Annotated in this window: 25 protein-coding genes and 1 tRNA gene; 14 read left to right on the top strand and 12 right to left on the bottom strand. The window is 62.8% G+C overall.

Annotation, left to right across the window (positions count from 1 at the left end):
• Positions 1-27: 27 nt before the first annotated feature.
• Positions 28-540: an A24 family peptidase gene (locus FNA46_RS18270; RefSeq protein ID WP_143126642.1), complete on the bottom strand. Its 513-nt coding sequence runs from the start codon at positions 538-540 to the stop codon at positions 28-30.
• A gap of 107 nt (positions 541-647) precedes the next feature.
• Positions 648-833 (bottom strand): Flp family type IVb pilin, encoded by a 186-nt coding sequence (locus FNA46_RS18265; protein WP_143126641.1) that lies wholly within the window; start codon positions 831-833, stop codon positions 648-650.
• Between the two features lie 412 nt (positions 834-1,245).
• On the opposite strand from FNA46_RS18265, the gene FNA46_RS18260 reads away from it, so the two are divergent.
• From FNA46_RS18260 to upp, 6 genes are all read left to right on the top strand, one after another.
• Positions 1,246-1,602, top strand: a complete 357-nt coding sequence (locus FNA46_RS18260) for a pilus assembly protein N-terminal domain-containing protein (protein WP_425468781.1) — start codon at positions 1,246-1,248, stop codon at positions 1,600-1,602.
• A gap of 141 nt (positions 1,603-1,743) precedes the next feature.
• Complete coding sequence (locus FNA46_RS18255; RefSeq protein WP_143126639.1) at positions 1,744-2,373, top strand: TadE/TadG family type IV pilus assembly protein; 630 nt, start codon at positions 1,744-1,746, stop codon at positions 2,371-2,373.
• Positions 2,370-2,972, top strand: a complete 603-nt coding sequence (locus FNA46_RS18250) for a TadE/TadG family type IV pilus assembly protein (protein WP_143126638.1) — start codon at positions 2,370-2,372, stop codon at positions 2,970-2,972. Before FNA46_RS18255 ends, FNA46_RS18250 begins: the two co-directional genes overlap by 4 nt.
• Positions 2,973-3,065: 93 nt before the next feature.
• Positions 3,066-4,286, top strand: a complete 1,221-nt coding sequence (locus FNA46_RS18245; RefSeq protein WP_143126637.1) for a phosphopentomutase — start codon at positions 3,066-3,068, stop codon at positions 4,284-4,286.
• Positions 4,283-5,296, top strand: coding sequence for an adenosine deaminase (locus FNA46_RS18240; protein WP_143126636.1), 1,014 nt, complete (start codon positions 4,283-4,285; stop codon positions 5,294-5,296). The genes FNA46_RS18245 and FNA46_RS18240 overlap by 4 nt, the downstream gene beginning before the upstream one ends.
• A gap of 78 nt (positions 5,297-5,374) precedes the next feature.
• On the top strand, positions 5,375-6,004 hold the full coding sequence (gene upp / locus FNA46_RS18235; RefSeq protein ID WP_143126635.1) for a uracil phosphoribosyltransferase: 630 nt from the start codon (positions 5,375-5,377) through the stop codon (positions 6,002-6,004).
• A gap of 84 nt (positions 6,005-6,088) precedes the next feature.
• Here upp and deoA read toward each other — a convergent pair whose 3' ends face one another.
• From deoA to FNA46_RS18185, 10 genes are all read right to left on the bottom strand, one after another.
• Positions 6,089-7,399, bottom strand: a complete 1,311-nt coding sequence (deoA, locus tag FNA46_RS18230; protein WP_143126634.1) for a thymidine phosphorylase — start codon at positions 7,397-7,399, stop codon at positions 6,089-6,091.
• Between the two features lie 2 nt (positions 7,400-7,401).
• A complete protein-coding gene (gene deoC / locus FNA46_RS18225; protein ID WP_143126633.1) occupies positions 7,402-8,172 on the bottom strand; it encodes a deoxyribose-phosphate aldolase in 771 nt (256 codons plus the stop codon).
• Positions 8,173-8,295: 123 nt separating this feature from the next.
• Complete coding sequence (locus tag FNA46_RS18220) at positions 8,296-9,099, bottom strand: purine-nucleoside phosphorylase (protein ID WP_143126632.1); 804 nt, start codon at positions 9,097-9,099, stop codon at positions 8,296-8,298.
• A complete protein-coding gene (locus tag FNA46_RS18215; protein ID WP_143126631.1) occupies positions 9,096-9,488 on the bottom strand; it encodes a cytidine deaminase in 393 nt (130 codons plus the stop codon). The genes FNA46_RS18220 and FNA46_RS18215 overlap by 4 nt, the downstream gene beginning before the upstream one ends.
• A 2-nt stretch (positions 9,489-9,490) precedes the next feature.
• The gene (locus FNA46_RS18210) at positions 9,491-10,462 is read right to left on the bottom strand and encodes an ABC transporter permease (protein WP_143126630.1); all 972 of its coding nucleotides are present in this window, start codon (positions 10,460-10,462) and stop codon (positions 9,491-9,493) included.
• A 10-nt stretch (positions 10,463-10,472) separates the two neighbouring features.
• Positions 10,473-11,576 carry an ABC transporter permease gene (locus FNA46_RS18205; protein ID WP_143126629.1) on the bottom strand — a complete coding sequence of 368 codons (1,104 nt, stop codon included), beginning with the start codon at positions 11,574-11,576 and terminating at the stop codon, positions 10,473-10,475.
• A gap of 13 nt (positions 11,577-11,589) precedes the next feature.
• A complete protein-coding gene (locus FNA46_RS18200; protein ID WP_185969902.1) occupies positions 11,590-13,101 on the bottom strand; it encodes an ABC transporter ATP-binding protein in 1,512 nt (503 codons plus the stop codon).
• A 79-nt stretch (positions 13,102-13,180) separates the two neighbouring features.
• The gene (locus tag FNA46_RS18195) at positions 13,181-14,173 is read right to left on the bottom strand and encodes a BMP family lipoprotein (protein ID WP_143126627.1); all 993 of its coding nucleotides are present in this window, start codon (positions 14,171-14,173) and stop codon (positions 13,181-13,183) included.
• Positions 14,174-14,414: 241 nt separating this feature from the next.
• A complete protein-coding gene (msrA, locus tag FNA46_RS18190) occupies positions 14,415-15,068 on the bottom strand; it encodes a peptide-methionine (S)-S-oxide reductase MsrA (RefSeq protein ID WP_143126626.1) in 654 nt (217 codons plus the stop codon).
• Positions 15,069-15,111: 43 nt separating this feature from the next.
• Complete coding sequence (locus FNA46_RS18185; protein WP_143126625.1) at positions 15,112-15,426, bottom strand: hypothetical protein; 315 nt, start codon at positions 15,424-15,426, stop codon at positions 15,112-15,114.
• A 223-nt stretch (positions 15,427-15,649) separates the two neighbouring features.
• Between FNA46_RS18185 and FNA46_RS18180 the strand changes: the two genes are divergently transcribed.
• From FNA46_RS18180 to FNA46_RS18145, 8 genes are all read left to right on the top strand, one after another.
• A tRNA-Ser gene (locus FNA46_RS18180) sits at positions 15,650-15,739 on the top strand.
• Positions 15,740-15,961: 222 nt separating this feature from the next.
• Complete coding sequence (locus FNA46_RS18175; protein WP_143126624.1) at positions 15,962-16,228, top strand: hypothetical protein; 267 nt, start codon at positions 15,962-15,964, stop codon at positions 16,226-16,228.
• Positions 16,229-16,607: 379 nt separating this feature from the next.
• A complete protein-coding gene (locus FNA46_RS18170; RefSeq protein WP_210245897.1) occupies positions 16,608-17,408 on the top strand; it encodes a hypothetical protein in 801 nt (266 codons plus the stop codon).
• Positions 17,405-18,256 carry a sugar phosphate isomerase/epimerase family protein gene (locus tag FNA46_RS18165; RefSeq protein ID WP_143126622.1) on the top strand — a complete coding sequence of 284 codons (852 nt, stop codon included), beginning with the start codon at positions 17,405-17,407 and terminating at the stop codon, positions 18,254-18,256. The genes FNA46_RS18170 and FNA46_RS18165 overlap by 4 nt, the downstream gene beginning before the upstream one ends.
• Complete coding sequence (locus FNA46_RS18160; protein WP_143126621.1) at positions 18,253-19,317, top strand: hypothetical protein; 1,065 nt, start codon at positions 18,253-18,255, stop codon at positions 19,315-19,317. Before FNA46_RS18165 ends, FNA46_RS18160 begins: the two co-directional genes overlap by 4 nt.
• Positions 19,314-20,477, top strand: a complete 1,164-nt coding sequence (locus tag FNA46_RS18155; RefSeq protein ID WP_143126620.1) for an FAD-dependent oxidoreductase — start codon at positions 19,314-19,316, stop codon at positions 20,475-20,477. Before FNA46_RS18160 ends, FNA46_RS18155 begins: the two co-directional genes overlap by 4 nt.
• The gene (locus tag FNA46_RS18150; protein ID WP_185969901.1) at positions 20,474-20,908 is read left to right on the top strand and encodes a GtrA family protein; all 435 of its coding nucleotides are present in this window, start codon (positions 20,474-20,476) and stop codon (positions 20,906-20,908) included. The genes FNA46_RS18155 and FNA46_RS18150 overlap by 4 nt, the downstream gene beginning before the upstream one ends.
• The gene (locus tag FNA46_RS18145; protein ID WP_143126618.1) at positions 20,901-21,716 is read left to right on the top strand and encodes a glycosyltransferase family 2 protein; all 816 of its coding nucleotides are present in this window, start codon (positions 20,901-20,903) and stop codon (positions 21,714-21,716) included. The genes FNA46_RS18150 and FNA46_RS18145 overlap by 8 nt, the downstream gene beginning before the upstream one ends.
• Positions 21,717-21,850 lie beyond the last annotated feature (134 nt).

Raw genomic sequence — 21,850 nt, 5'->3', positions numbered from 1 at the left:
CCATTTCCCTTTGAAATTAACCTTTTGTTAGGAAATCGCCGCCCGCAGTGCAACGACAAGCGGCGCATGGCCCATGCTCCACAGACCACCGATGGCGATGGCCACCGCATAGGGAACCTTCTGCGCACTTGCGAGCGAGGCGGGCAGGACCCTTTCCAACCACGCCACGCGACGGGCCGCGAACCGCAACAGCAGGATTGCGAGCGTCAGCACGCCGCCGGCCAGACACACCGTCACAAGATATTCGAAAAGCGATATGGTGAAACCATACCAGAGCGCAGAGGCGGCCAGCAGCTTTGCATCACCGCCGCCCATCACGTTCAGCGCAAAGAGACCGAAGCCAAGCAGGAAAACGGCAAGGGCCGCGACAAGGGCAAGGCCGACCTGCGGACCCGCCAGGCCAGCCACCACGGCAGCCGGGAAAAACAGCAGGATCAGAGCGATCGCAATGGCGTCGGGGATTTTCATCGTCAGGAGATCGCTGACGGCCGCAAGGCCGAAGGCCAGCGGAAGGGCGCAGAGCAGAAGCGTGGCAAGCATGAGCAAACCGTTCCCCTGCGCGATAAAAGTTCTGCATCGGGCCCTGTCGTCAACGCAGGTCAAAAGCCGCCGGATGGCGGCTCCCCGGAGGCAGGCGGAACCTGATCTTACTTGTGCGCCTGGTTGGCGGTGGACATTTCGGTCGAAACGCGCGTGAAGGTGGCGCTCAGATTGTCCCCCAGCGTGCTTGCACCGGCAATCAGGGCAACTGAAATCAGCGCGGCGATCAGGCCGTATTCGATGGCCGTGGCACCCGATTCACTCTTCAGGAAACGTGCGAAAAGCCTGGACATTCATCTCTCCTTGTTCGGGTCATTCTCAGCCACGCCGACGACGGCATCCGTCGGTGCGCTTGATGGGCAAACTACGGACAGGGCCTTGCGATCGGCTTAAGATGTCTGGTTAGGATTTGGTTAATGGCCAATGTCGCCTTGCACGGTAAACGGATGACGAGCAGAACCTGTGGCATTTGAACCATCTGTCTCGCCGGCGCCGGAAGCGGCTGATACCCTGCATTGCAAGGCTTTTTCTGCTACATCCGCGACAGTTGACCCCGGCTTGCGTCCCATGCTTTTCGGAGCGTGAACCGGGTCGAGATGGAAAATCGAGCAATTTCGGGACGTTCACTCTTCATTCAGCATTAACGTCCATGCTTCATTGCTGAACAGAGACCGCAACAGGCTGCCCATCATGCTGCGCTGCGCCATGATTTTCCCGATCATCTTCGCCGCTTCGGCCGCAGCATACGGCGCCGAGCCGGGCGCCTTTGTGCGTGTCTACATGAACCAGGCGCGGGTGCTGAAGCTCGATCGGCCCGTGGCCAAGGTGATTGTCGGGAATGCGGATGTCGCGGACGCCACGGTCGCAGATCCCACCACCATCGTTCTGACGGGTCGCGCCTTCGGCACCACCAATCTCGTCCTTCTGGATGCCCGCGGCGAAGCGATTGCCGACGAACGCATCCTTGTCTCGACGGACGAGGGCAACACGGTGCGGGTTTACCGACAGACGGAGCGCACCGTTCTGTCCTGCACGCCCTCCTGCGAGCCGCCCGGCAACTAGTCGGCCGCCCGAAATGGCAGCCAGTTCTTCCGCCATCGCCGGCTGCTGTTCCGGATTGGCGCAAATCGACCGACTGGCGCAACGGAATGTCAAGACAATCACCCTAGCGTCGAAGCCTGACGACAGGCCCAGACGAAGACAATGCAACAGGTGGACGATCATCAGAAGCCAAGCGCAGACACCGCGCCACCGCCCCGCCCCTGGCGGCGAATCTGGCGTGCACGCGATGGTGCGGCAGCGATCGAATTCGCCATCCTCGCCATACCCTATTTCCTGATCGTCTTTGCCATCATCGAGACCTTCGTGGCCTATACCGCCGAGCAACTGGTGGCCAACGCGGTGGAGAAGCTGTCCCGCGACCTGCGCACGGGCCGCATCACCTATGGTCTGAACCGGACCACAGACAAGAACGCCACGCAGTTCCGACAGGCGTTCTGCGACGAGGTCTCCATCCTGATCCACTGCTCGGGCGACGACGCGAGTTCCGGCCTGCTTTATCTCGATGTGCGCAGCTTCAACAGCTTCGCCGACATTCCGACGACCATTCCCCGCCAATCGAGCGATCCTTACGCGGATATTGACGCCACCGCCTTCCGCTATGCGCCGGGCGGGGCGAAGACCATCAACATGGTGCGCGCCTATTATCGCTGGCAGGTGATCACCGATCTGGTGCGCCCCTATATCACCAATATCCGGCCGGCCGACGGGTCGCTGCCGACCGATTTCCTGATCGTGGCCACCTCCGCCTTCCAGAACGAGGATTATCCATGAGGCCGCAGAGACCGCGCGACAGACAGCACCGCCCGCGCGGCCTGATGCTGACGCTTCGCCGGTTTTTCCGCGACCGGCAGGGCGTCGGCGGGGTGGAATTCGCCATTCTGGCGCCGATCCTGATCTCGCTCTACATCACCTGCTTCGAGCTGACGATGGGCCTCAGCGTCGCCAAGCGCGCCACCCGCTCGGCCTCCACCATCGCCGATCTGGTCACGCAGCAGACCTCCGTCAACAAGGCCTTTCTCGCGACCATGCCGGATGTGACCGAGGCGATCTTCGTTCCCTACAGGACGGAAGCCGATGCGGTGAGCCTCAAGATCACCGGCATTGCCATGGATGCCAATGCCACGCCCAGGGTTCTGTGGTCATGGCAGCAGGATGGCACCCGGCCCTACGGCGTGGGCACCAGCGTCAGCGACGTGCCGGACGAGTTGAAGACCGCCAACAGCTTTCTGGTGCGCGCCGAGTTGTCCGTGCCACATCAACTGCTGATGTTCCTGCCCGGCATCTCCACCGAGACGCGCACCATCACCATCAGCCGCACCTTCTTCTATCGCCAGCGGGTCGGCGACAGCATCGCCTGCAGCGACTGCTGAGCAGGCTTTGCCAATCCGCCCTTGGAACTGTAAGAGGGAGGCTTTGACAGCCGCCTTGCGTCGGGCTTGGCTGCCCTTCAGATCAGGTGAACGATGGCACGCGCCTTCCTTTTCGTACTCGATTCCTTCGGCATTGGCGGCGCCCCGGATGCCGAACGCTATAACGACCTCGGCGCCAACACGCTCGGCCATATCGCCGAATTCTGTGCCGCCGGGGCCGCCGATCGTGCCGGTCTGCGCAAGGGGCCGCTGAAGCTGCCCAACATGTCGGCGCTTGGCCTCGTGCATGTGGCAAGGCTCGCCAGCGGCGATCTGCCGGCCGGCATGCCGATGCCGGAGCGCGTTTTCGGCCTGCATGGTGCGGCAAGCGAAGTGTCGCGCGGCAAGGATACGCCGTCGGGCCACTGGGAAATCGCGGGTACCCCCGTGATGTTCGACTGGGGGTATTTTTCCGCGGAAGGCGAGGCCTTTCCGCCCGAACTGGTGGAGGCGATCTGCCGCGAGAACGACCTGCCGGGCATCCTCGGCAACTGCCATGCCTCCGGCACGGAGATCATTGCCCGCCTCGGCGAGGAGCATATCCGCTCCGGCAAGCCGATCTGCTACACCTCGACCGATTCCGTCTTCCAGATCGCCGCGCATGAGACCCATTTCGGGCTCGACCGGTTGATCGCGCTTTGCGAAAGCGTGCGCCGGCTGATCGATCCCTTGAACATCGGCCGCGTGATTGCCCGCCCCTTCCTCGGCGAAACCGCCGACACCTTCGAGCGCACCGGCAACCGCCGCGACTTTTCCGTGCTGCCGCCGGAGCCGACGCTGCTCGACCGTCTGGTGGAGGCGGGCCGCACCGTGCATGCGGTCGGCAAGATCGGCGACATCTTCGCCCATCAGGGCGTCTCCCGGGTCATCAAGGCGAACGGCAACGAGGCGCTGATGGATGCGACGCTCGCCGCCATCGAGACGGCTCAGGATGGCGATCTGGTCTTCACCAATTTCGTCGATTTCGACATGCTCTACGGCCATCGCCGCGACGTGCCGGGCTATGCGGCGGCACTCGAAGCACTCGACAAGCGGCTTCTCGACGTGCACCGACGCATGAAGCCGGGCGACCTGATGATCCTGACCGCCGACCACGGCTGCGACCCGACCTGGCGCGGCACCGACCACACCCGCGAGCGCGTGCCGATCATGGCCTATGGTCCGGGCATCGCGGCCCGCATGGTCGGTATTCGCAATACCTATGCCGATATCGGCGAAACAGTTGCGGCCCATCTCGGCATTGCGCCCGGCCGCCATGGACGGAGCTTCCTGTGACGACGCATCTGCTGAAGGCCGAGATCCACTGCCATATCGAAGGTGCAGCGCCGCCGGCGCTGGCGCTGCGGCAGGCCGAGAAATACGGTGTCGATCCCTCCGGCTTCATGGCCGGCGACGGCTATGCCTGGCACGACTTTGCCGAATTCATTCAGGCCTATGACCGGGTCGCCGCGCTGTTTCGCACCGAGGACGACTATGCGCTGCTGACGGAAAGCTACCTGCTGGACCTGGCCGCGATCAACACGATCTACAGCGAGATCATCGTTTCGCCCGACCATGGCGACCGCATCGGTCTTGGTGCCGACGCCTATCTCGCCGGCATCACCGACGGCATCCTGTCGGCCCGCGAGAAGACCGGCATCGAGGCCCGCATCATCGTGACGGGCGAGCGGCATTTCGGGCCGGAGCGGGTAGTCGCCGCCGCAGAATACGCGGCGCGCAGCCATAATCCGCTGGTCACCGGCTTCAACATGGCCGGCGAGGAACGCATGGGCCGGGTGGCCGATTATGCGCGGGCCTTCGACATCGCCCGCGATGCGGGCCTTGGCCTGACGATCCATGCGGGTGAGGTTTGCGGCGCCTTCAGTGTCACCGACGCGCTCGATCTCGTGCGGCCCTCGCGCATCGGCCATGGCGTGCGCGCCATCGAGGACGCAGCACTGGTCGCAAGGCTTGCCGAAACCGGCGTGGTGCTGGAAGTCTGCCCCGGCTCCAACATTGCGCTTGCCGTCTATCCCGATTTCGAGAGCCATCCCTTGCGCCGCCTGCGGGAGGCCGGCGTGCGCGTCTGCCTCAATTCCGACGATCCGCCCTTCTTCCGCACCTCCCTTTCCCGCGAATACGAGATCGCTGCCGGCGTGATGGGTTTCGGCACGGCTGAGATCAACGCGATGACGCGCACGGCGCTGGAATGTGCCTTCGTGGACGAGGAAACGCGGGGCCGGCTGCTTGCTCGCTTCGATGAATCGGTACAGCCGGCTGGGGAAGATGCACCAAACCTGCGGTGAACGCTTGCGGTTGTCCGCCTTTCCATGAAAGAAAGATCACAAGAGAACACACAAGAAGAAGGACGAAGGCAGCTTCCCATGGACGGCGTAACAGTCATCAATCACCCGCTTGTGCAGCACAAGCTCACCATCATGCGCCGCAAGGAAACCTCGACATCGAGCTTCCGCCGGCTGCTGCGCGAAATTTCCACCCTGCTCTGCTACGAGGTCACCCGCGATCTCGAACTGACCATGGAGACGATCGAGACGCCGCTGACCGAGATGCAGTCGCCGATCCTGGAAGGCAAGAAGCTGGTCTTCGCGTCGATCCTGCGCGCCGGCAACGGCCTGCTGGAAGGCATGCTGGAACTGGTTCCGGCCGCGCGCGTCGCCCATGTCGGCGTCTACCGCGACCATGAGACGCTGCAGGCGGTCGAATATTACTTCAAGGCGCCGGATGCGCTCTCGGAGCGCCTCGTGATCGTCGTCGACCCGATGCTGGCCACCGGCAATTCCTCGATTGCCGCGATCGAAAAGCTGAAGGAACGCGGCGCAAAGAACATCCGCTTCCTCTGCCTGCTCGCCGCTCCGGAAGGCATCAAGAATTTCCAGGCCGCCCATCCGGACGTGCCGATCTTCACGGCCTCCATCGACAGCCATCTCAACGAGAAGGGCTATATCATGCCCGGCCTCGGCGATGCCGGCGACCGCATGTACGGCACCAAGTAAGCCTCGGCGCCCTATGGATTGAACAATGCCCGCAGACCGGATGGTCGCGGGCATTTTTCATGGCCGAAACAGAGCACGCAGCCCTCAGCCGATGCGCTTGAGGATGACCGGCCGCGCCACAGGTGCCTGATCCGTGATGCGGTAAAGCGCAGCCATGCTGGCCACGGCCTTTTCCGCCTGAGCCGCATCCGCGGCATGCACAAAGGCGATCGGATCGCCCCTTTCGACACGGGTGCCGAGCGGCAGGATACGATCGAAGCCGACGCGGTGATCGATGCCATCGCTGGCAAGCCGCCGTCCCCCGCCGAGTTCCACCACGGCAAGGCCGATGCCGCGCGCATCGGTGGCCGCCAGGATGCCGCTGTCCGGCGCAGGCACCGGACGGATGACGGGTGCTGCCGGAAGATAGGTGGCAAAGCGTTCGACGAAATCGGCCGGGCCGCCCAGCAGATGCACCATGCGGCCGAAATGCTCCAGCGCACGGCCGGAGGCAAGCGCCGCTGTTGCCTTCTCCTGCCCCTCGGTGAGGGTGGAAACGAGGCCGGCCTGCAGCAGCATTTCCGCGGCAAAGGCCAATGTGACCGCCTCGATGCGGGTTCCGCCCTTGCGGCCCGCGAGGAAATCGACGGCGTGGGCGATCTCGACCGCATTGCCGGCGGCATCCGCCAGCGGCTCGTTCATGTCGGTCAGCAGGGCCGAGGTCTTCACCCCTGCCCCGTTCGCCACCTCGACCAGCGAGCGGGCCAGCGCCTCGGCCTCCTCGACGCCCTGCATGAAGGCGCCATTGCCGAACTTCACGTCGAGAACCAGCGTTTCAAGCCCGGCGGCGAGTTTCTTCGAGAGGATCGAGGCGGTGATCAGCGGAATGGATTCGACCGTCGCCGTGACGTCGCGGATCGCATACAGGCGCCGGTCGGCCGGCGCGAGATCGCCCGTCTGGCCAATGATCGCAGCCCCCGCCTCGCGGACCACCCGGCGAAACTGCGCTTCCGAAGGCGCCACATCATAGCCGGGAATCGCTTCCAGCTTGTCCAGCGTACCGCCCGTATGGCCGAGGCCGCGGCCGGAAATCATCGGCACCGCCAACCCGCAGGCAGCGACGATCGGCGCCAGCATCAACGAGACATTGTCGCCGATGCCGCCGGTCGAATGCTTGTCGCCGACCGGACGGCCGATCTCCGCCCAGGAGAGAACGTCGCCGCTGTCGCGCATGGCAAGCGTCAGCGCCACGGTTTCGGCGCGCGTCATGCCGCGAAAGAAGGTGGCCATGGCAAAGGCCGCCACCTGCCCCTCGGAAATGCGATTCGCCGTCAGTCCTTCGATGAAGCCGGCAATTTCCGCGGGCGACAGTTCCACCCCGTCGCGCTTGCGGCGGATGACCTCCTGCGGGATCATGCTCAGTAACCGCTCGACACGCGGCTGGAGGGCGCGCCGGCAATCACGTTCAGGATATCGTCCAGCAGGCTGGACGCGCCGAAGCGGAAGGTGGAGGGCATCAGCCAGTTGGCGCCCATGATCGTCTCGGCAAGCCGCAGGTAGAGATCGGCATCCGCCACCGTGGAAATGCCGCCGGCCGGCTTGAAGCCCACCTTCCTGCGGCTGTCGCGGATCGCCTGCAGCATGATGTCGGCCGCTTCGAGCGTGGCGTTGACGGAGACCTTGCCCGTCGAGGTCTTGATGAAATCGGCGCCGGCCTCGATCGCCAGTTCGGATGCCCGGCGGATCTTGCCACTGTCGCGGATCTCGCCGGTTTCGAGGATCACCTTCAGGCAGGCCTCCGGGCAGGCGGCGCGCACGGCAGTGACCATCGCTGTGACGGCCGCCTCATCGCCGGCGAGGAAGGCCTTGTAGGGAATGACGAGATCGATCTCGTCGGCGCCATCGGCAATCGCCTGGCGGGTTTCCGCGACGACGGTCTCGACCGGCAGATCGCCGGACGGAAAGTTGACGACAGTGGCAATCCGCACCGGATGATCCGACCCGAGAATGCCGCGTGCCTGCGCCACGAAGCGCGGCCAGATGCAGATGGCGGCCGAATGGCCGTTCGGCGTCTGCGCACGGGCGCACAAGGCCGCGATTGCGGCGGCATCGCAATCGTCACGCAGGTTCGTCAGGTCCAGCAGCGACAGTGCGAACGCAGCCGCCTCGCGCGGGCTCAACAGTTCCATGGGCTTACCTCCCGGCTTTTTCGGAGTGTGCATCATTATCCTTCAATCGATTAGACGCAAGACAGGAAGGACCGGCCGCCCGGCAAGCTTGACCGGGCGGCACGGGTTCGATCGAACGGCCTGTCAGGCAATGGTGTCCTGCGCGAACAGGTCCTTGAGAATGGTGGCGAGGCGGCGACCGCCCAGCGGCGCCATTTCCTTCGTCTCCTCGTGCGACAATTCCGCCCCGGTCATGCCGGCGCCGAAATTGGTAATGACCGAGCAGGCGGCGACCTTCAGTCCGACATAGCGGGCGAGGATCACCTCCGGCACGGTGGACATGCCGACCGCATCGGCGCCCAGAATGCGCGCCATGCGGATTTCTGCCGGCGTTTCGAAGCTCGGGCCGGAGAACCACATGTAGACGCCGGAATAAAGGGGCGTGGCGGTGCGGATCGAGGCATTGCGGATGGCAAGTGCGAGGCCCGCATCATAGGCGCTGGTCATGCCGACAAAACGCCGGTCGCCGCTTTCGCCGATCAGCGGGTTCATGCCGGAATAGTTGATGTGATCGGCGATCTGCATCACCGAACCGGGCGGCATGTCGTCCTTCAGTGACCCTGCGGAATTGGTAAGGATCAGCGCCTGAACACCAATCCCCTGCAGCACCTCGATGGGAAAGCGCATGGCCGAGGCATCGCCGTGTTCGTAGTAGTGCGCACGGCCGGACAGCATGATGACAGGATGGCGGCTGAGAAAACCGGCCACGAGCTCGCCCGCATGGCCGGTGACGCCGCTTGCCGGAAAGCCGGGCAGTTCGCCGTAGGAAATCCGCACAGGCTTCTCGACCTCCGCCACCAGCGAACCAAGGCCCGAGCCCAGCACGATGGCATGACGCGGCATCAGGCCGCCTAGCCGGTCCACCAGCAGATCGATGACGGACTTCATCCGATTACATCCGTCTGGAAGGAGAAGGGCAGAAGTTCGTCCATGGTCAGCGTCTTCTGCACGCCGACCTCGTCGCAGAGGTAGACGCGGGTGTCGGGGCCCGCGAATTCGGCGATCTTCTGGCGGCAGCCGCCGCAGGGCGGGCAGCAGGCCAGTTTCTCGGCAATCACCGCGATCTCGACGATCTTGCGGCCACCGCCCATCACCATGTTGCCGATGGCGGTCGGTTCGGCGCACCAGCCCTGCGGGAAGGACAGGTTCTCGACATTGGCGCCGAGATAGATCTTGCCGTCATCGGCGCGGATGGCTGCACCGACCGGGAACTTGGAATAGGGCGCATAGGCCCTTCCCATTGCCGCGCGGGCCGCCTCGAACAGGTCTTGCGCCATGATCAACGTTCCTTCGTATAGGGCACGCCGCCGGCCTTGGGCGGGTGGGCGACGCCGATGAACCCGGCCAGCAGGATGCAGGTGAGGATATAGGGCAGCGCCTGGAAGATCTGAACCGGCACTTCGCCGATTCCCGGCACCGCCTTGCCCTGCATGAAATTGGCGAAGGCATCGAGGAAGCCGAACAGCAGGCAGGCAAACATCACCGGCACCGGCTTCCACTTGGCAAAGATCAGGGCGGCGAGCGCGATATAGCCCTTGCCGGCCGACATGTCCTTGATGAAGGCGGCCGACTGGGCAATCGACAGATAGGCACCGGAGAAGCCGCAGAGGAAGCCCGCCACGATGACGGCGCGGTAGCGCAGCCAGGTGACGGAAATGCCGGCCGTATCCACCGCGCCCGGATTTTCGCCGACCGCACGCAGCCGAAGGCCGAAGCGGGTGCGAAACAGCACCCACCAGGTGATCGGTACGGCGAGGAAGGCGAGATAGGTCAGGATGTTGTTGCCGGAGATGACATGCACATAGAGCGGCCCGATGAAGGGCACGTCGCGCATGGCATCGACAAAGGGCAGCGTGATCGGCGAGAAGCGCGCCTCGCCGGAGATCTGGGGAGTACGTCCTCCCTGCCCGAACCAGGCCTGGCCGAGAACGACGGTGAGACCGGCCGCCACGAAGTTCAGCGCCACACCGGAGACGATCTGGTTGCCGCGATTGGTGATCGAGGCAAAACCGTGGATCAGCGAGAACAGGATCGACACCCCGATGCCGCCGAGAAGGCCAAGCCAGGCATTGCCGGTGACATAGGCGACGCAGGCGGATGCAAAGGCAGCCGCCAGCATCTTGCCCTCCAGCCCGATGTCGAAGACCCCGGCACGCTCGGTGAAGAGGCCGGCCAGCGCGGTGAACAGCAGCGGGATCGACAGGCGAATGGTCGAGCCGAGAATGCTGACGACGATATCGTAGAATTCCATCTCTTGCTCCTCAGGCCCGTTTCAGACGCTGGTACAGGTGCACCATGGCCGGCCGGAACATGTATTCCAGCGCGCCGGCAAACAGGATCACCAGACCCTGGATCACCACGATCATCTCGCGGGTGATGTTGGGCATTTCAAAGGAGAGATCGGCACCGCCCTGGTAGAGAATGCCGAACAGAAGGGCGGCCAGCACGATGCCGAGCGGATGGCTGCGCCCCATCAGCGAAACGGCGATGCCGACGAAGCCCGCGCCGCCGACGAACTCCACCTGCAGGCGGGCAGAGGCGCCCATCACCGGGTTCAGCGCCATCATGCCGGCCAGCCCCCCGGAGATCAGCATGGCGATGATGACGGTACGCCCATAGGGAATACCGGCATAGATCGCAGCAGAGGGGCTGATGCCGAGCGTGCGCATCTCATAGCCGAGCTTGGTGCGCCAGATCAGCACCCAGACAAGAAAGGCCATGACCAGCGCGATCAGGAAGGAGACGTTGAAGGGCGCCGGCCCGAGCTTCAGGCCGAACCAGGCCATCAGCCAGTCGAGCTTCGGCAACTGTCCGCCAGGCAAGAAGGTGCGCGTTTCCGGCGCCATCTTGCCCGGCACGATCAGCACGTTGACCAGCAGGTAGACCATCAGCGCTGCGCCGATGAAGTTGAACATGATGGTGGTGATGACGACATGGCTGCCGCGTTTGGCCTGCAGCCAGGCCGGAATGAAGGCCCAGGCGGCACCGAACAGGGCTGCGCCGATCACGGCAAACGGCATCGTCACATACCAGGGCACGTAGCGATCGAGCGCAAGCGCGACCAGCGCCGCGCCGAGACCGCCGAGATAGGCCTGACCTTCCGAGCCGATGTTGAACAGGCCGGCATGGAAGGCGACCGCCACCGACAGGCCGGTGAAGATGAAGCTGGTGGCATAGAACAGCGTGAAGCCGATCGCATCGCCGCGTCCGAGCGAGCCTTCGATCAGAAGCTTCAGCGCAGCCAAGGGATCCTCGCCGATCCACCAGACCACGAGCCCGGAGATGAAGAAGGCGACCAGCAGGTTGAGGAGCGGCATCAACCCGTAGGTGATCCAGTTGGGCAAGGGTACGGAAGCGGTACTCATGAAAGGTTCGTCCTCATGCGGCAATGCCTGCCATCATCAGACCCAGTGTCTGCTCGCCGGCATCCGGGGTCTTTTCGCCAACCACCTTGCCGGCAAACATCACGAGGATGCGGTCGGACAGGGATCGGATCTCGTCCAGTTCGACAGAAACGAGCAGGAGCGCCTTGCCGGCATCGCGCATTTCCACGATGCGGCGGTGAATGAATTCGATCGCGCCGATATCGACGCCGCGGGTGGGCTGGCCGATGATCAGCGCCTTGGGGTCGCGCTCGATCTCGCGCGCCACGACGATCTTCTGCTGGTTGCCACCGGAGAAGTTCGCCGTCTTCAGGCGCGGATTCGGCGGGCGGATGTCGTACTTTTCGATCTTTTCTACGGCATCCGCCTGGATTGCCTTCAGATCAAGCAGCGCACCGCGGCCATAGCGGGGATCGCGGTGATAGCCGAGCACCGAATTCTCGTATTCCTCGAACTTCAAGACGAGGCCCATGTGGTGCCGGTCTTCCGGGATATGGGCAAGACCAAGCGCCCGAAGCCGCGCCGGATCGGCATTGGCGATCGGCTGGCCATCGAGCAGGATCTCGCCCGAGGCCGGCTTGCGGATGCCGGCAATCGCCTCCAGCAGTTCCGACTGGCCGTTGCCGGCGACGCCCGCAATGCCGACGATCTCGCCTTCGCGTACATCGAAGGAGACGTTATCGACCATGGTGACGCCACGGGCGTCCTTGACGGTGAGGTTCTTCACCGACAGCAGCACCTTGCCGGGCTTTGCGGCGCCCTTTTCGACGCGCAGCAGAACGCGGCGGCCGACCATCAGTTCGGCCAGTTCCTCGACCGTCGTCTCGGCGGTCTTGCGGGTGGCAACCATTTCGCCGCGGCGCATGACGGAAACCTCGTCGGTGATCGCCATGATCTCGCGCAGCTTGTGGGTGATGAGGATCACCGTCTTGCCCTGGTCGCGCAACACCTTCAGCACCTTGAACAGGTGGTCGGCCTCGGCGGGCGTCAGAACGCCGGTCGGCTCGTCGAGAATCAGGATATCGGCGCTGCGATAGAGCGCCTTCAGGATTTCAACGCGCTGCTGCTTGCCGACGGGCAGATCCTCGATCAGCGCGTCAGGATCGACGTCGAGACCGTAATCGGTCTCCAGACGCTTCAACTCCTTGCGCGCGCCGGAAACGCCCTTGGCGAGCAGTTGCCCGCCCTCGGCACCGAGCATGACGTTTTCCAGAACCGTGAAGTTCTCCACCAGCATGAAATGCTGGTGCACCATGCCGATGCCGGCGGCAATCGCGGTCTGGCTGTCACGAATGTCGAGCGGCTTGCCGTCGATGCGGATCTCGCCGCGATCGGCCTGGTAGAAGCCGTAGATGATGGACATCAGGGTCGACTTGCCGGCACCATTCTCCCCGATGATGCCGTGGATCGTTCCCTTTTCCACCTTCAGATTGATGTTCTTGTTGGCATGAACGGCACCGAAACTCTTGTCGATGCCCACCAGTTCAATAGCGGGATGCTGGCTCACGCGCTGGCCTTTCCTTTCCGGAAGCCGGACATGGTAAGGGCGCATGGCGGAACCCGCGATGCGCCCTGACCGTGATGAATTACATCGGGCAGCTGTTGTCCGACATGTAATCATGAACCTTGACGGAACCCGAGATGATATCGGCCTTCGCCTTTTCGACGGCAGTCTTCATCTCCGGCGTGATCAGCTTGGCGTTGTTGTCGTCCAGCGCATAGGCAACGCCGTCTTCCTTCACACCGTTGGTCTGGATGCCACCGGTGAATTTGCCGGCTGCGGCATCCTTGTAGGCATTGTAGACCGCGAGATCGACGCGCTTGACCATCGAGGTCAGCACCGAACCCGGATGCAGATGGTTCTGGTTGGAATCGACGCCGATCGACAGCTTCTTGTTGTCGGCAGCCGTCTGCAGCACGCCGAGACCGGTGGCGCCGGCAGCCGCGTAAATGACATCCGCACCCTGGTCGATCTGGTTCTTGGTCAGCTCGCCGCCGCGAACCGGGTCGTTCCAGGCAGCACCGGTGGTGCCGGTCATGTTCTGCAGAACTTCGATCTTGGCATTGGCAGCCTTGGCGCCCTGGGCATAGCCGCAGGCGAACTTGCGGATCAGCGGAATATCCATGCCGCCAATGAAGCCGACCTTGCCGGACTTGGACGCCATGCCGGCCAGGATGCCGACGAGATAGGAGCCCTCTTCTTCCTTGAAGACGACGGAGCGCACGTTCGGCAGCTTCACCACGGAGTCAACGATCACGAACTTGGTGTCCGGGAATTCGGCAGCCACCTTCTCCATGGCCGAGGTCCAGGCGAAGGAGACGGCAACGATCGGATTGTACCCGCGCGAGGCAAAGTTGCGGATCGCCTGCTCGCCCTGGGTGTCGCTGGTCGGCTCGAAGTCACGGAAATCGGTGCCGGTTTCCTTCTTGTACTTCTCTGCGCCCTGGAAAGCCGCTTCGTTGAAGGATTTGTCGAACTTGCCGCCGGTGCCATAGACCAGCGCCGGCTTGATGTCAGCCGCCAGCGCCGTGGTCGAAAGCGCTGCCATGGCAATCAGTGTCAAAAGGGTTTTCTTCATCGTGCAGCCCTGTTTTTGCTCGTCATTGTGGGTCCCCCCGCACGCCTGTCTCGCGAAGGCATGTCTGCGGTTGCCGGCCTCTTCATCATTATGCCTGGCAGGCCCTTATCCTTGCATGGGTTTCAGCAAAATTCACCAGAAATTTTTCGTTTGGTCAAAAACGAAAAATCTGCGCAACCGATCGCCATTTTCCCCGCAGGACTGCACAAGAGGGCGGCTTTACGCCGCCGAAACAGACAGATCAGCCGCCAATGGGGCAGCTGACGCCGGTGCCACGCAGACCGCAATAGCCAGCCGGATTCTTGGCCAGGTACTGCTGGTGATAGTCTTCCGCGTAATAGAAAACGTCTGCCGGGGCGATCTCGGTCGTGATGACAGAAGTGCGTCCCGCCGCCTTGAGCGCCGCCTGGAATGCTGCGCGCGCAGCCTCCGCCTTCTCCAGCTGGTCAGCGGTCGTGGTATAGATCGCCGACCGGTAGGTCGTGCCAATGTCATTGCCCTGACGCATGCCCTGGGTCGGGTCATGCTCCTCGAAGAAGGTCTTCAGCAGGGTTTCGTAGGAGATGATGGCGGGATCAAAGACCACCTTGACGATTTCGGCATGACCGGTGAGGCCCGTCGTCGTTTCATGATAGGTCGGGTTGGGCGTCAAGCCACCCTGATAGCCGACCGCGGTAACCCAGACACCCGGCAGCCGCCAGAACAGACGCTCCGCACCCCAGAAGCAGCCCATGCCGAAATAGGCCACGTGGAGGTGATCCGGATAGGGGCCCTGCAAGGGGTTGCCGTTGACGAAATGGTGCTCCGCGGTGGGCAGCGCCTCCGCGCGTCCGGGCAGCGCCGCATCGGCACTCGGCATCACGGTCTTCTTGTTGAACATGTCGATCAGGAACATTTCGAACCTCCCTCGTTGCGGTCGCGTCGCACGCGCCGTCGCTTCAGGCAAACAGGCTTCGTGGCCGGGGGCGCCGGTAACCGATCATCCACAGCGCCAGCGACAGACCAAGGCACACCGCGAATGCCGGCTGGCGGATGATCACGGCAAACCCGTTCTGCCAGACTTGCGGGTGGATATAGTGTTCGACCATGCCTTGCACCAGAGGCAGACTCCGGGGGCTTGCTGCCAGCCAATCCTCTTCCACGCTGGTCAGGACCACGGATGAGGATGCCACCGAAGCGATCGCATCGATCGTGCCGGCGGCAATCGCCAGCACAAGCGCGAGAAAGCTCAGAAACCGGAAGAAAAATGCCATGGTCCTGTCCGATCCTGCTGGCAGCCGATGGGAAGCGAAGATTAGGGCCGCACCCTCCACTTGGCAATGCGGCCGCCACCGCGGGAGTTTTCCGCCAGCAAAAGCAGCGACTTGAGCCAGAGGTCACAAAAGTTTCAGATTCCGGTTGATTGCGCGAAATTCATCGGTATATATCCGCCCCGACCGCTGCTTCGCCAAACCGGCCGGGCAGCCCTTGGATCAAGGACAGGTGGCCGAGTGGTTGAAGGCGCACGCCTGGAACGCGTGTATACGTGAAAGCGTATCGAGGGTTCGAATCCCTCTCTGTCCGCCATGCCTGGCGTCAATTCCCGACCTTCGTTGCATTTTTTGTGTAGGCGAGGCGCATCCGTCATCCTTGACCAACGGTCGGCCGGGACAGCATTCGCCGGAGCAACTGGATTGACCAAGGCGCTGGAGAAGGAATTTCTTCAGCTCGGCTCGCCAGTCGTGGCCGCCGGTATTATCCTTGGTCCAGACAGCATCGAACGTCCAGACGTCAGACCGAGGAAGAAAAATGAGCCACCAAGAAACCGAACAACAAAGGCTTGAAGCGCTGGAGCAATTGGAGATCGAGAAGCCGGAAGACTTTCTGCCCGGGACCTTCGGCTATCACGAGGCTTTTCATATGGCATCTGTCATGATCGATTCGACCGAAAGTCATCTTCTGGATCACCCGGCCATCCTGCTCGACGCCAACCTCTACGCACTCGCCTCGAAGGCACATTTGGCGTTCTTCGAGCTTTATCAAGCCATGGGCGACAAGCACCTCGCGGACAAATAACCTTCGACCCCGACCGGATGCGACGAGTGAACCGTCATCGTTGGCGTCGCATCCTTCTCGCCCGGAACCTTTCCCTCGACCATCTGTCTTGTCAAAGTCGATACTGTGGCTCAATTCCATCACGCAGATCGACAACATGGCCGCACGCAAGCTCGGGAAGGAGTAACGCCTTGCTTGCCTCCGGCACCATGATAGACTGCAGTGCACAAAAACTTACTGTAGGTCTGTAATGTCGTCTGCGCTCATTGGTTACACCGGCTTCGTAGGCGGTGCAATTTCTCGCCAACATGTCTTTGATCATCTCTTCAACAGCAAGAATATTGAAGGGGCGCGCAAACAGCACTTCAGCCTGGCGGCTTGTGCGGCCGCGCCGGGCTCCATGTTTGAAGCCAACCGGTTTCCTGAGCGCGACGCAGCGCGCATCGACGGATTGATAGACATTCTGTCGACTGTAACGGCGGATTGTTTCGTCCTTCTGTCGAGCATCGCCGTGCTCGCCTCCTTCGACGAGGGACTGGACGAGACAACCAATGCCTATCAGGTGGATCTGGCCTATGGTCACAACCGGCGCCGTCTGGAGGCGTTCTGCGCCGAGCATTTCAAGACCTGCCTGATCGTACGCCTGCCAGCGCTGTTCGGGGAAGGTCTGAAGAAGAACTTCGTCTTCGATATCATGAACCCGATGCCCAGCATGCTGCCGCCGACGCGCTTCCAGGCGTTCTGCGCCGCCCTGCCAACGGAACTCTCGGGCGCCGTGGAAGCGATCTACAACGAGGATGCCGAACTCGGCATGATGGTCGTGGATCGCGATGCGCTGGACGCCACGGGCCTGCGCGCACCGCTGGAGGCGGCCGCAACGGATCTCGGTTACTCTGCCCTGACATTCACCAATCCGGATAGCGAATTCCAGTATTACGACATGTCGCAGATATGGTCGGATATCGAGCGCGCCATGGAGGCCGGCCTCTCCACCATCCATTTTGCGCCGGCGCCGCTGAAGGCCGGTGCGGTGTTCGAACTGGCCACGGGCCACACGATGGCTCCCAATGCCGCGCGACTGCACAAGGAGGACATGCGCACCCGCCATGCCGATCTGTGGGGCCGTGACGATGTCTACAGCCAGTCCGCTGATGATGTTCGGACACGACTGAAAGCCTATTTCGCACAGGCTGCCCAATGACCCGGAAACTTGCCGTCTCCAATATTGCCTGGGCTCCGGGCGACCGCGATGCCGCCTACGCCCTGCTGAAGCGCCATGGCATTTCGGGTCTCGAAATTGCGCCGGGGCTACTGTTTCACGGAAGCCCGGATCCGCTTCTGCCCTCGAACGAGCGCGTCGCCGCCGAATTCGCCGCGATGCAGGCCCATGGCCTGACGCTGGTCTCGATGCAATCGCTGCTGTTCGGGGTGGAGGGTGCGGCCCTGTTCGAAGGCGAGGAACGCCAGAAGACACTGACGCAGGCGCTGCGGCGGGCAATCGACTTTGCGGGGCGCCTGAAGATTCCCAACCTGGTCTTTGGCTCGCCGCGCCAGCGGGTCGTACCGGCGGACATGCCGGCGGATACGGTCAAGACGATCGCAATCGAGGCCTTTCGCGCACTCGGCGATGCCGCAGAGGCTGCAGGCACGAAATTCGGCCTGGAGTTCAATCCCGTCGCCTATGGCACCAACTTCCTCAACCGCGCCGATGAGGCGCTTGCCATGGTCGAAGCGGTCGACCATCCGGCGGTGACGCTGATCCTGGATCTGGGCGCCATGCACATGAACCAGGAGTTTTCGCAGGTCGAGGATCTGATTGCGCGCGCTGCTGCGCATATCAGCCACGTGCATGTCAGTGAACCCGATCTCGCACCGGCGCCGGCCAGCGCGGAACAGGTGGTCATCGTGTTGCGGGCGCTTGACCGGGCGGGCTATACGGGCTGGACATCCATCGAAATGAAACAGACAGCGACACCGCTCGATGATCTGGACAAGGTTCTGGCACGGCTTTGCGCCGCCGCAGAACTGGCAAGGGAGATTGCCGCATGACGCGGGCGCTTCGGGAAGATATTTTCGTTTCAGTCTGCCTGGCAGACGTGGCGCTGGACGTCAGTAGCGAAACCACGCTGAAGCGCCTGGCCCAGAAATTGGGCCTGGCCTTCCGCTATTGGGAAATTCTTCTGATCGCGCGAGACGGCGGCGAAGAGGCCGAGCGCAAGCAGGCTGAAGACCGGCTGCTGGCGAACGTGCCGAACATCCGCCTGCTGAGCACACGGCACGGAACGACATTTTACCGCAAGCGATTGCTGCTGGCCGCGGAAAGCATTGGCGATGTCGTGTTGCTGACCTCGCTCGAAGAACAGGACTGTTTCGAGCCGGTCGAAATGATCGAATCCGCGCTGCGCCAGGATGCGATCCTCGTGCTGCGCGGCCGCTCCGGCGCCTTCCGCTACAGCCTGAATCCGCTCCTCAACAGTCTTGGCAAGACGGCAGGCTTTCATGCCGATGCCCGCGACATGCTGACCGTTGCCCTGCCCAAGACCTGGCTCAACCGGGTGATGGCAGATTCCGACCGACAGCTCGCCCTGCGCTTTCCGCCGATGGCGGCCGGCATTCCCGTGCGCTGGATACCGGCAAGGGAGCAGCAGCCGACGCCCGTGACCCGCCATGGCCTTCGCCGTCGCCTGTCACTGATGCAGGATCTGCTGATCAGCGCCGCGCCGCGGGTCTTGACCATGATGGCGCTTGGCGCGCTGCTGGTCGCGATCTCCTCTGTCGTCTATGTAATCTATGCCGTGATCGTGTGGCTGACCATGAGCGGCATTCAGCCGGGCTGGTTCAGTACCTCGCTGATCCTTGGTCTGAGCGCCGCCTTCATGGCAGGTGCCACATTCGTTCTGTCGATCGGGCTGCAGAAGGTCATTCGGCTGCTCTCCGTCGACGCCATGGACGACGTGGTCGGCGAACGCAGCGTGACGGACCTGTTCAACCGCGTGCTGCACGAACTGAACGTGGAGGTCGGCATGGAAAACGAGACGGCCCCGGTCAAGATCGAGCCGGCGGACGCGGCCAGGAGCGACGGCTATGTTGCGGCGGGCATGCGCAAATGACGCGGACCGATGTCGATTGCCTGATCATCGGCGGCGGCTTCTACGGCTGTTGCCTCGCTCTGTTCCTCAGGTCCGTGACGGATCGCGTACTGGTCGTCGAAGCCGACACGCAATTGATGAACCGGGCGTCGCGCGTCAACCAGGCGCGTATCCATACCGGCTTTCACTATCCGAGAAGCGTTCTGACGGCCGTCAAGTCCATGGTGCTGCACCGCCGTTTCGCGATGGATTTTCCAGACGCGGTCACCAGCAACTTCCAGATGCTCTACGCGATTGCGCGCAAGCGGTCGAAGGTGTCTGCAAAGCGATTCTTCAAGATGTTTTCGGACATGGGCGCGCCAATCGCAGCGGCCAATCCCATGCAGGCAGCCCTTTTCAGCCGGGAGACCATCGAGGATGTGTTCGCCTGCCAGGAATATGCCTTCGACTTTTCGGTGCTGCGCGACCTGATGGCCGAGCGGCTTCCGGCCAGCGGCGTCGACGTGCGCCTGAAGACGGAGGCGCTCGAGATCGAGGAACGCGCGGATTACACCATCGTCCGGCTGTCGGACGGCAGCGAGATCTCGGCCCGGCATGTGTTCAACGTGACCTATGCCCAGATCAACAGCCTGCTGCGCTCCGCTGCATTACCGCAGGCCAATCTGAAATACGAGGTCACCGAGATTGCCCTGGTGGAGCCGCCCCGGCAGATGGAGGGCTACGGCATCACCATCATGGACGGCCCCTTCCTATCGGTCATGCCCTATCCTTCGGAGAAACTCTATTCGCTGACCCATGTTCGCTACACGCCCCACCACAGCTGGACGGATGCGACGGACCCGCGCAAACCCTATGACGTGCTGAGCGGCTACAGCGCCGATGACCGTTACCGTCACATGATTGCCGACGGGCAGCGGTATGTTCCAAGCCTTGCGGAAGCGCAGTGGGTGAAATCGATCTATGACGTCAAGACCGTGCTGGTGAAGAGTGAAACCGATGACGGGCGGCCAATCCTCTATCAGCGCCTGCCGCAGACATCGCGCGTCACGTCGATCCTCGGCGGCAAGATCGACAATATCTACGATCTGTTCGATCTCGTGCGTCACATGCATCCCGAATGGCGCGAGGCGCATTCGGGTCTCGTGACGGGCCACGACCATCCCCTGGCGGCCAGCGCATGATCGGCCGTTTGCTCCAGTCATCCCTGTTGCGCTTCGGCGTGGTTGCCGTGATCGGCCTCGGCGTCGATCTCGGCACTGCCTGGACGCTCGCTGCCAAGCTTGGCCTGCCACTGACGCTTGCTGCCTTCGCGGGCTTTGTCTGCGGCGCCATCGTGAACTATCTGATGCATGAGTTCTGGACGTTCCGCGACGCCTCCTCATCCGTATCGATGCGCCGCGGCCTGCTCTATCTCGTCGCCGTGGGGGTCACGCTGGTCGCGCGACTGGCCGCCGTCATGGTCCTGCAGCCCATTCTGGGTTCCATTGGCCAGGGCCTCGGCGTTCTCGTCACCGCTACCGCATTTTCCTTCGTCGTCAACTATATCGTCAGCCGCCATCTCGTTTTCGCGCGCGCCGGCGCGACATCCGTGAAAGCCCCCCATCATGACTGAACAGGCGCACGCCGCTTCCAGCTCCCGCCAGCTTCCCGCCCACCGCATTGATGAATATGCAGGCAAGACCCATGATTACGTGCTGGTGATCCCCGTAATCAACGAAGGCAGGCGTATTCAGGAACAGCTTCGCAGGACGGCTGCTGCCCGTCTGCCGGTCGATGTCATCGTCGCCGATGGCGGCTCGACCGATGGATCGCTGGAAGCCTCCTTCGTGAAGGAACAGGGGGTGCGCGCCGTGCTGACCAAGACCGGCCCCGGCCGGCTTAGCGCGCAGCTGCGCATGGCCTATGCCTGGTGTCTGGATCAGGGCTATCGCGGCATCATCACCATAGACGGCAACGGCAAGGACAATGTCGAGGCGGTGCGGGAATTCGTCGCCAGGCTGGAAAGCGGCTACGATTACGTGCAGGGCTCCCGCTACCGCCCCGGCGGCCGCGCGGAAAACACCCCCTTCGAGCGCACCATCGGCAACCGCTGCATCCATGCCCCCGTCCTGAGCCTGGCCGGCCGGCGTTTCTTCACGGACACCACCAATGGCTATCGCGGCTATTCCGCGCGCTATCTGCTCGATCCGCGCGTCGCCCCCTTCCGCGATGTCTTCGTCAACTACGAATTGCTGTTCTATCTCACGGCCCGGGCGGGCCAGCTCGGTTATCGCGTCTGCGAAATTCCGGTCGTGCGTTCCTATCCCAAGGGCGAGGCCGTACCCACGAAGATCAAGGGACACGGGGCGAAATTCGCGGTTCTCAAGCAGTTGTTCAAGGCAGCGCTGGGTCACTACGCGCCGCCTCCTGCCGAACGGTGATCGACAGACCGCTATCATTCCGGCTGTAACCGCGCGGCGGTGATGCGTGTAGACCCGCCGCTGACACGCAGGGCCACGGTAGTGCGGCGCAACAGAGCCGAACGCATGCTGAAAGCCTGTCGCGAAAGCTGATC

The organism is Affinirhizobium straminoryzae (assembly GCF_007004135.1).
Classification (GTDB): domain Bacteria; phylum Pseudomonadota; class Alphaproteobacteria; order Rhizobiales; family Rhizobiaceae; genus Neorhizobium; species Neorhizobium straminoryzae.
This window is presented reverse-complemented; position numbering and strand designations above follow the sequence as displayed.

Bases quoted from the DNA above. Each gene is read 5' to 3' on its own strand.
- FNA46_RS18185 (WP_143126625.1), bottom strand. From the start codon at position 15,426: ATGGCATTTTTCTTCCGGTTTCTGAGCTTTCTCGCGCTTGTGCTGGCG.
- FNA46_RS18170 (WP_210245897.1), top strand. From the start codon at position 16,608: ATGTTTGAAGCCAACCGGTTTCCTGAGCGCGACGCAGCGCGCATCGAC.
- FNA46_RS18215 (WP_143126631.1), bottom strand. From the start codon at position 9,488: ATGGCGCAAGACCTGTTCGAGGCGGCCCGCGCGGCAATGGGAAGGGCC.
- FNA46_RS18255 (WP_143126639.1), top strand. From the start codon at position 1,744: ATGCAACAGGTGGACGATCATCAGAAGCCAAGCGCAGACACCGCGCCA.
- FNA46_RS18250 (WP_143126638.1), top strand. From the start codon at position 2,370: ATGAGGCCGCAGAGACCGCGCGACAGACAGCACCGCCCGCGCGGCCTG.
- FNA46_RS18260 (WP_425468781.1), top strand. From the start codon at position 1,246: ATGATTTTCCCGATCATCTTCGCCGCTTCGGCCGCAGCATACGGCGCC.
- FNA46_RS18265 (WP_143126641.1), bottom strand. From the start codon at position 833: ATGTCCAGGCTTTTCGCACGTTTCCTGAAGAGTGAATCGGGTGCCACG.
- upp (WP_143126635.1), top strand. From the start codon at position 5,375: ATGGACGGCGTAACAGTCATCAATCACCCGCTTGTGCAGCACAAGCTC.
- FNA46_RS18195 (WP_143126627.1), bottom strand. From the start codon at position 14,173: ATGAAGAAAACCCTTTTGACACTGATTGCCATGGCAGCGCTTTCGACC.
- FNA46_RS18160 (WP_143126621.1), top strand. From the start codon at position 18,253: ATGACGCGGGCGCTTCGGGAAGATATTTTCGTTTCAGTCTGCCTGGCA.
- FNA46_RS18220 (WP_143126632.1), bottom strand. From the start codon at position 9,099: ATGAAGTCCGTCATCGATCTGCTGGTGGACCGGCTAGGCGGCCTGATG.
- deoA (WP_143126634.1), bottom strand. From the start codon at position 7,399: ATGATCCCGCAGGAGGTCATCCGCCGCAAGCGCGACGGGGTGGAACTG.
- FNA46_RS18165 (WP_143126622.1), top strand. From the start codon at position 17,405: ATGACCCGGAAACTTGCCGTCTCCAATATTGCCTGGGCTCCGGGCGAC.
- FNA46_RS18145 (WP_143126618.1), top strand. From the start codon at position 20,901: ATGACTGAACAGGCGCACGCCGCTTCCAGCTCCCGCCAGCTTCCCGCC.
- FNA46_RS18175 (WP_143126624.1), top strand. From the start codon at position 15,962: ATGAGCCACCAAGAAACCGAACAACAAAGGCTTGAAGCGCTGGAGCAA.
- FNA46_RS18150 (WP_185969901.1), top strand. From the start codon at position 20,474: ATGATCGGCCGTTTGCTCCAGTCATCCCTGTTGCGCTTCGGCGTGGTT.
- FNA46_RS18245 (WP_143126637.1), top strand. From the start codon at position 3,066: ATGGCACGCGCCTTCCTTTTCGTACTCGATTCCTTCGGCATTGGCGGC.
- msrA (WP_143126626.1), bottom strand. From the start codon at position 15,068: ATGTTCCTGATCGACATGTTCAACAAGAAGACCGTGATGCCGAGTGCC.
- FNA46_RS18205 (WP_143126629.1), bottom strand. From the start codon at position 11,576: ATGAGTACCGCTTCCGTACCCTTGCCCAACTGGATCACCTACGGGTTG.
- FNA46_RS18270 (WP_143126642.1), bottom strand. From the start codon at position 540: ATGCTTGCCACGCTTCTGCTCTGCGCCCTTCCGCTGGCCTTCGGCCTT.
- FNA46_RS18210 (WP_143126630.1), bottom strand. From the start codon at position 10,462: ATGGAATTCTACGATATCGTCGTCAGCATTCTCGGCTCGACCATTCGC.
- deoC (WP_143126633.1), bottom strand. From the start codon at position 8,172: ATGGAACTGTTGAGCCCGCGCGAGGCGGCTGCGTTCGCACTGTCGCTG.
- FNA46_RS18155 (WP_143126620.1), top strand. From the start codon at position 19,314: ATGACGCGGACCGATGTCGATTGCCTGATCATCGGCGGCGGCTTCTAC.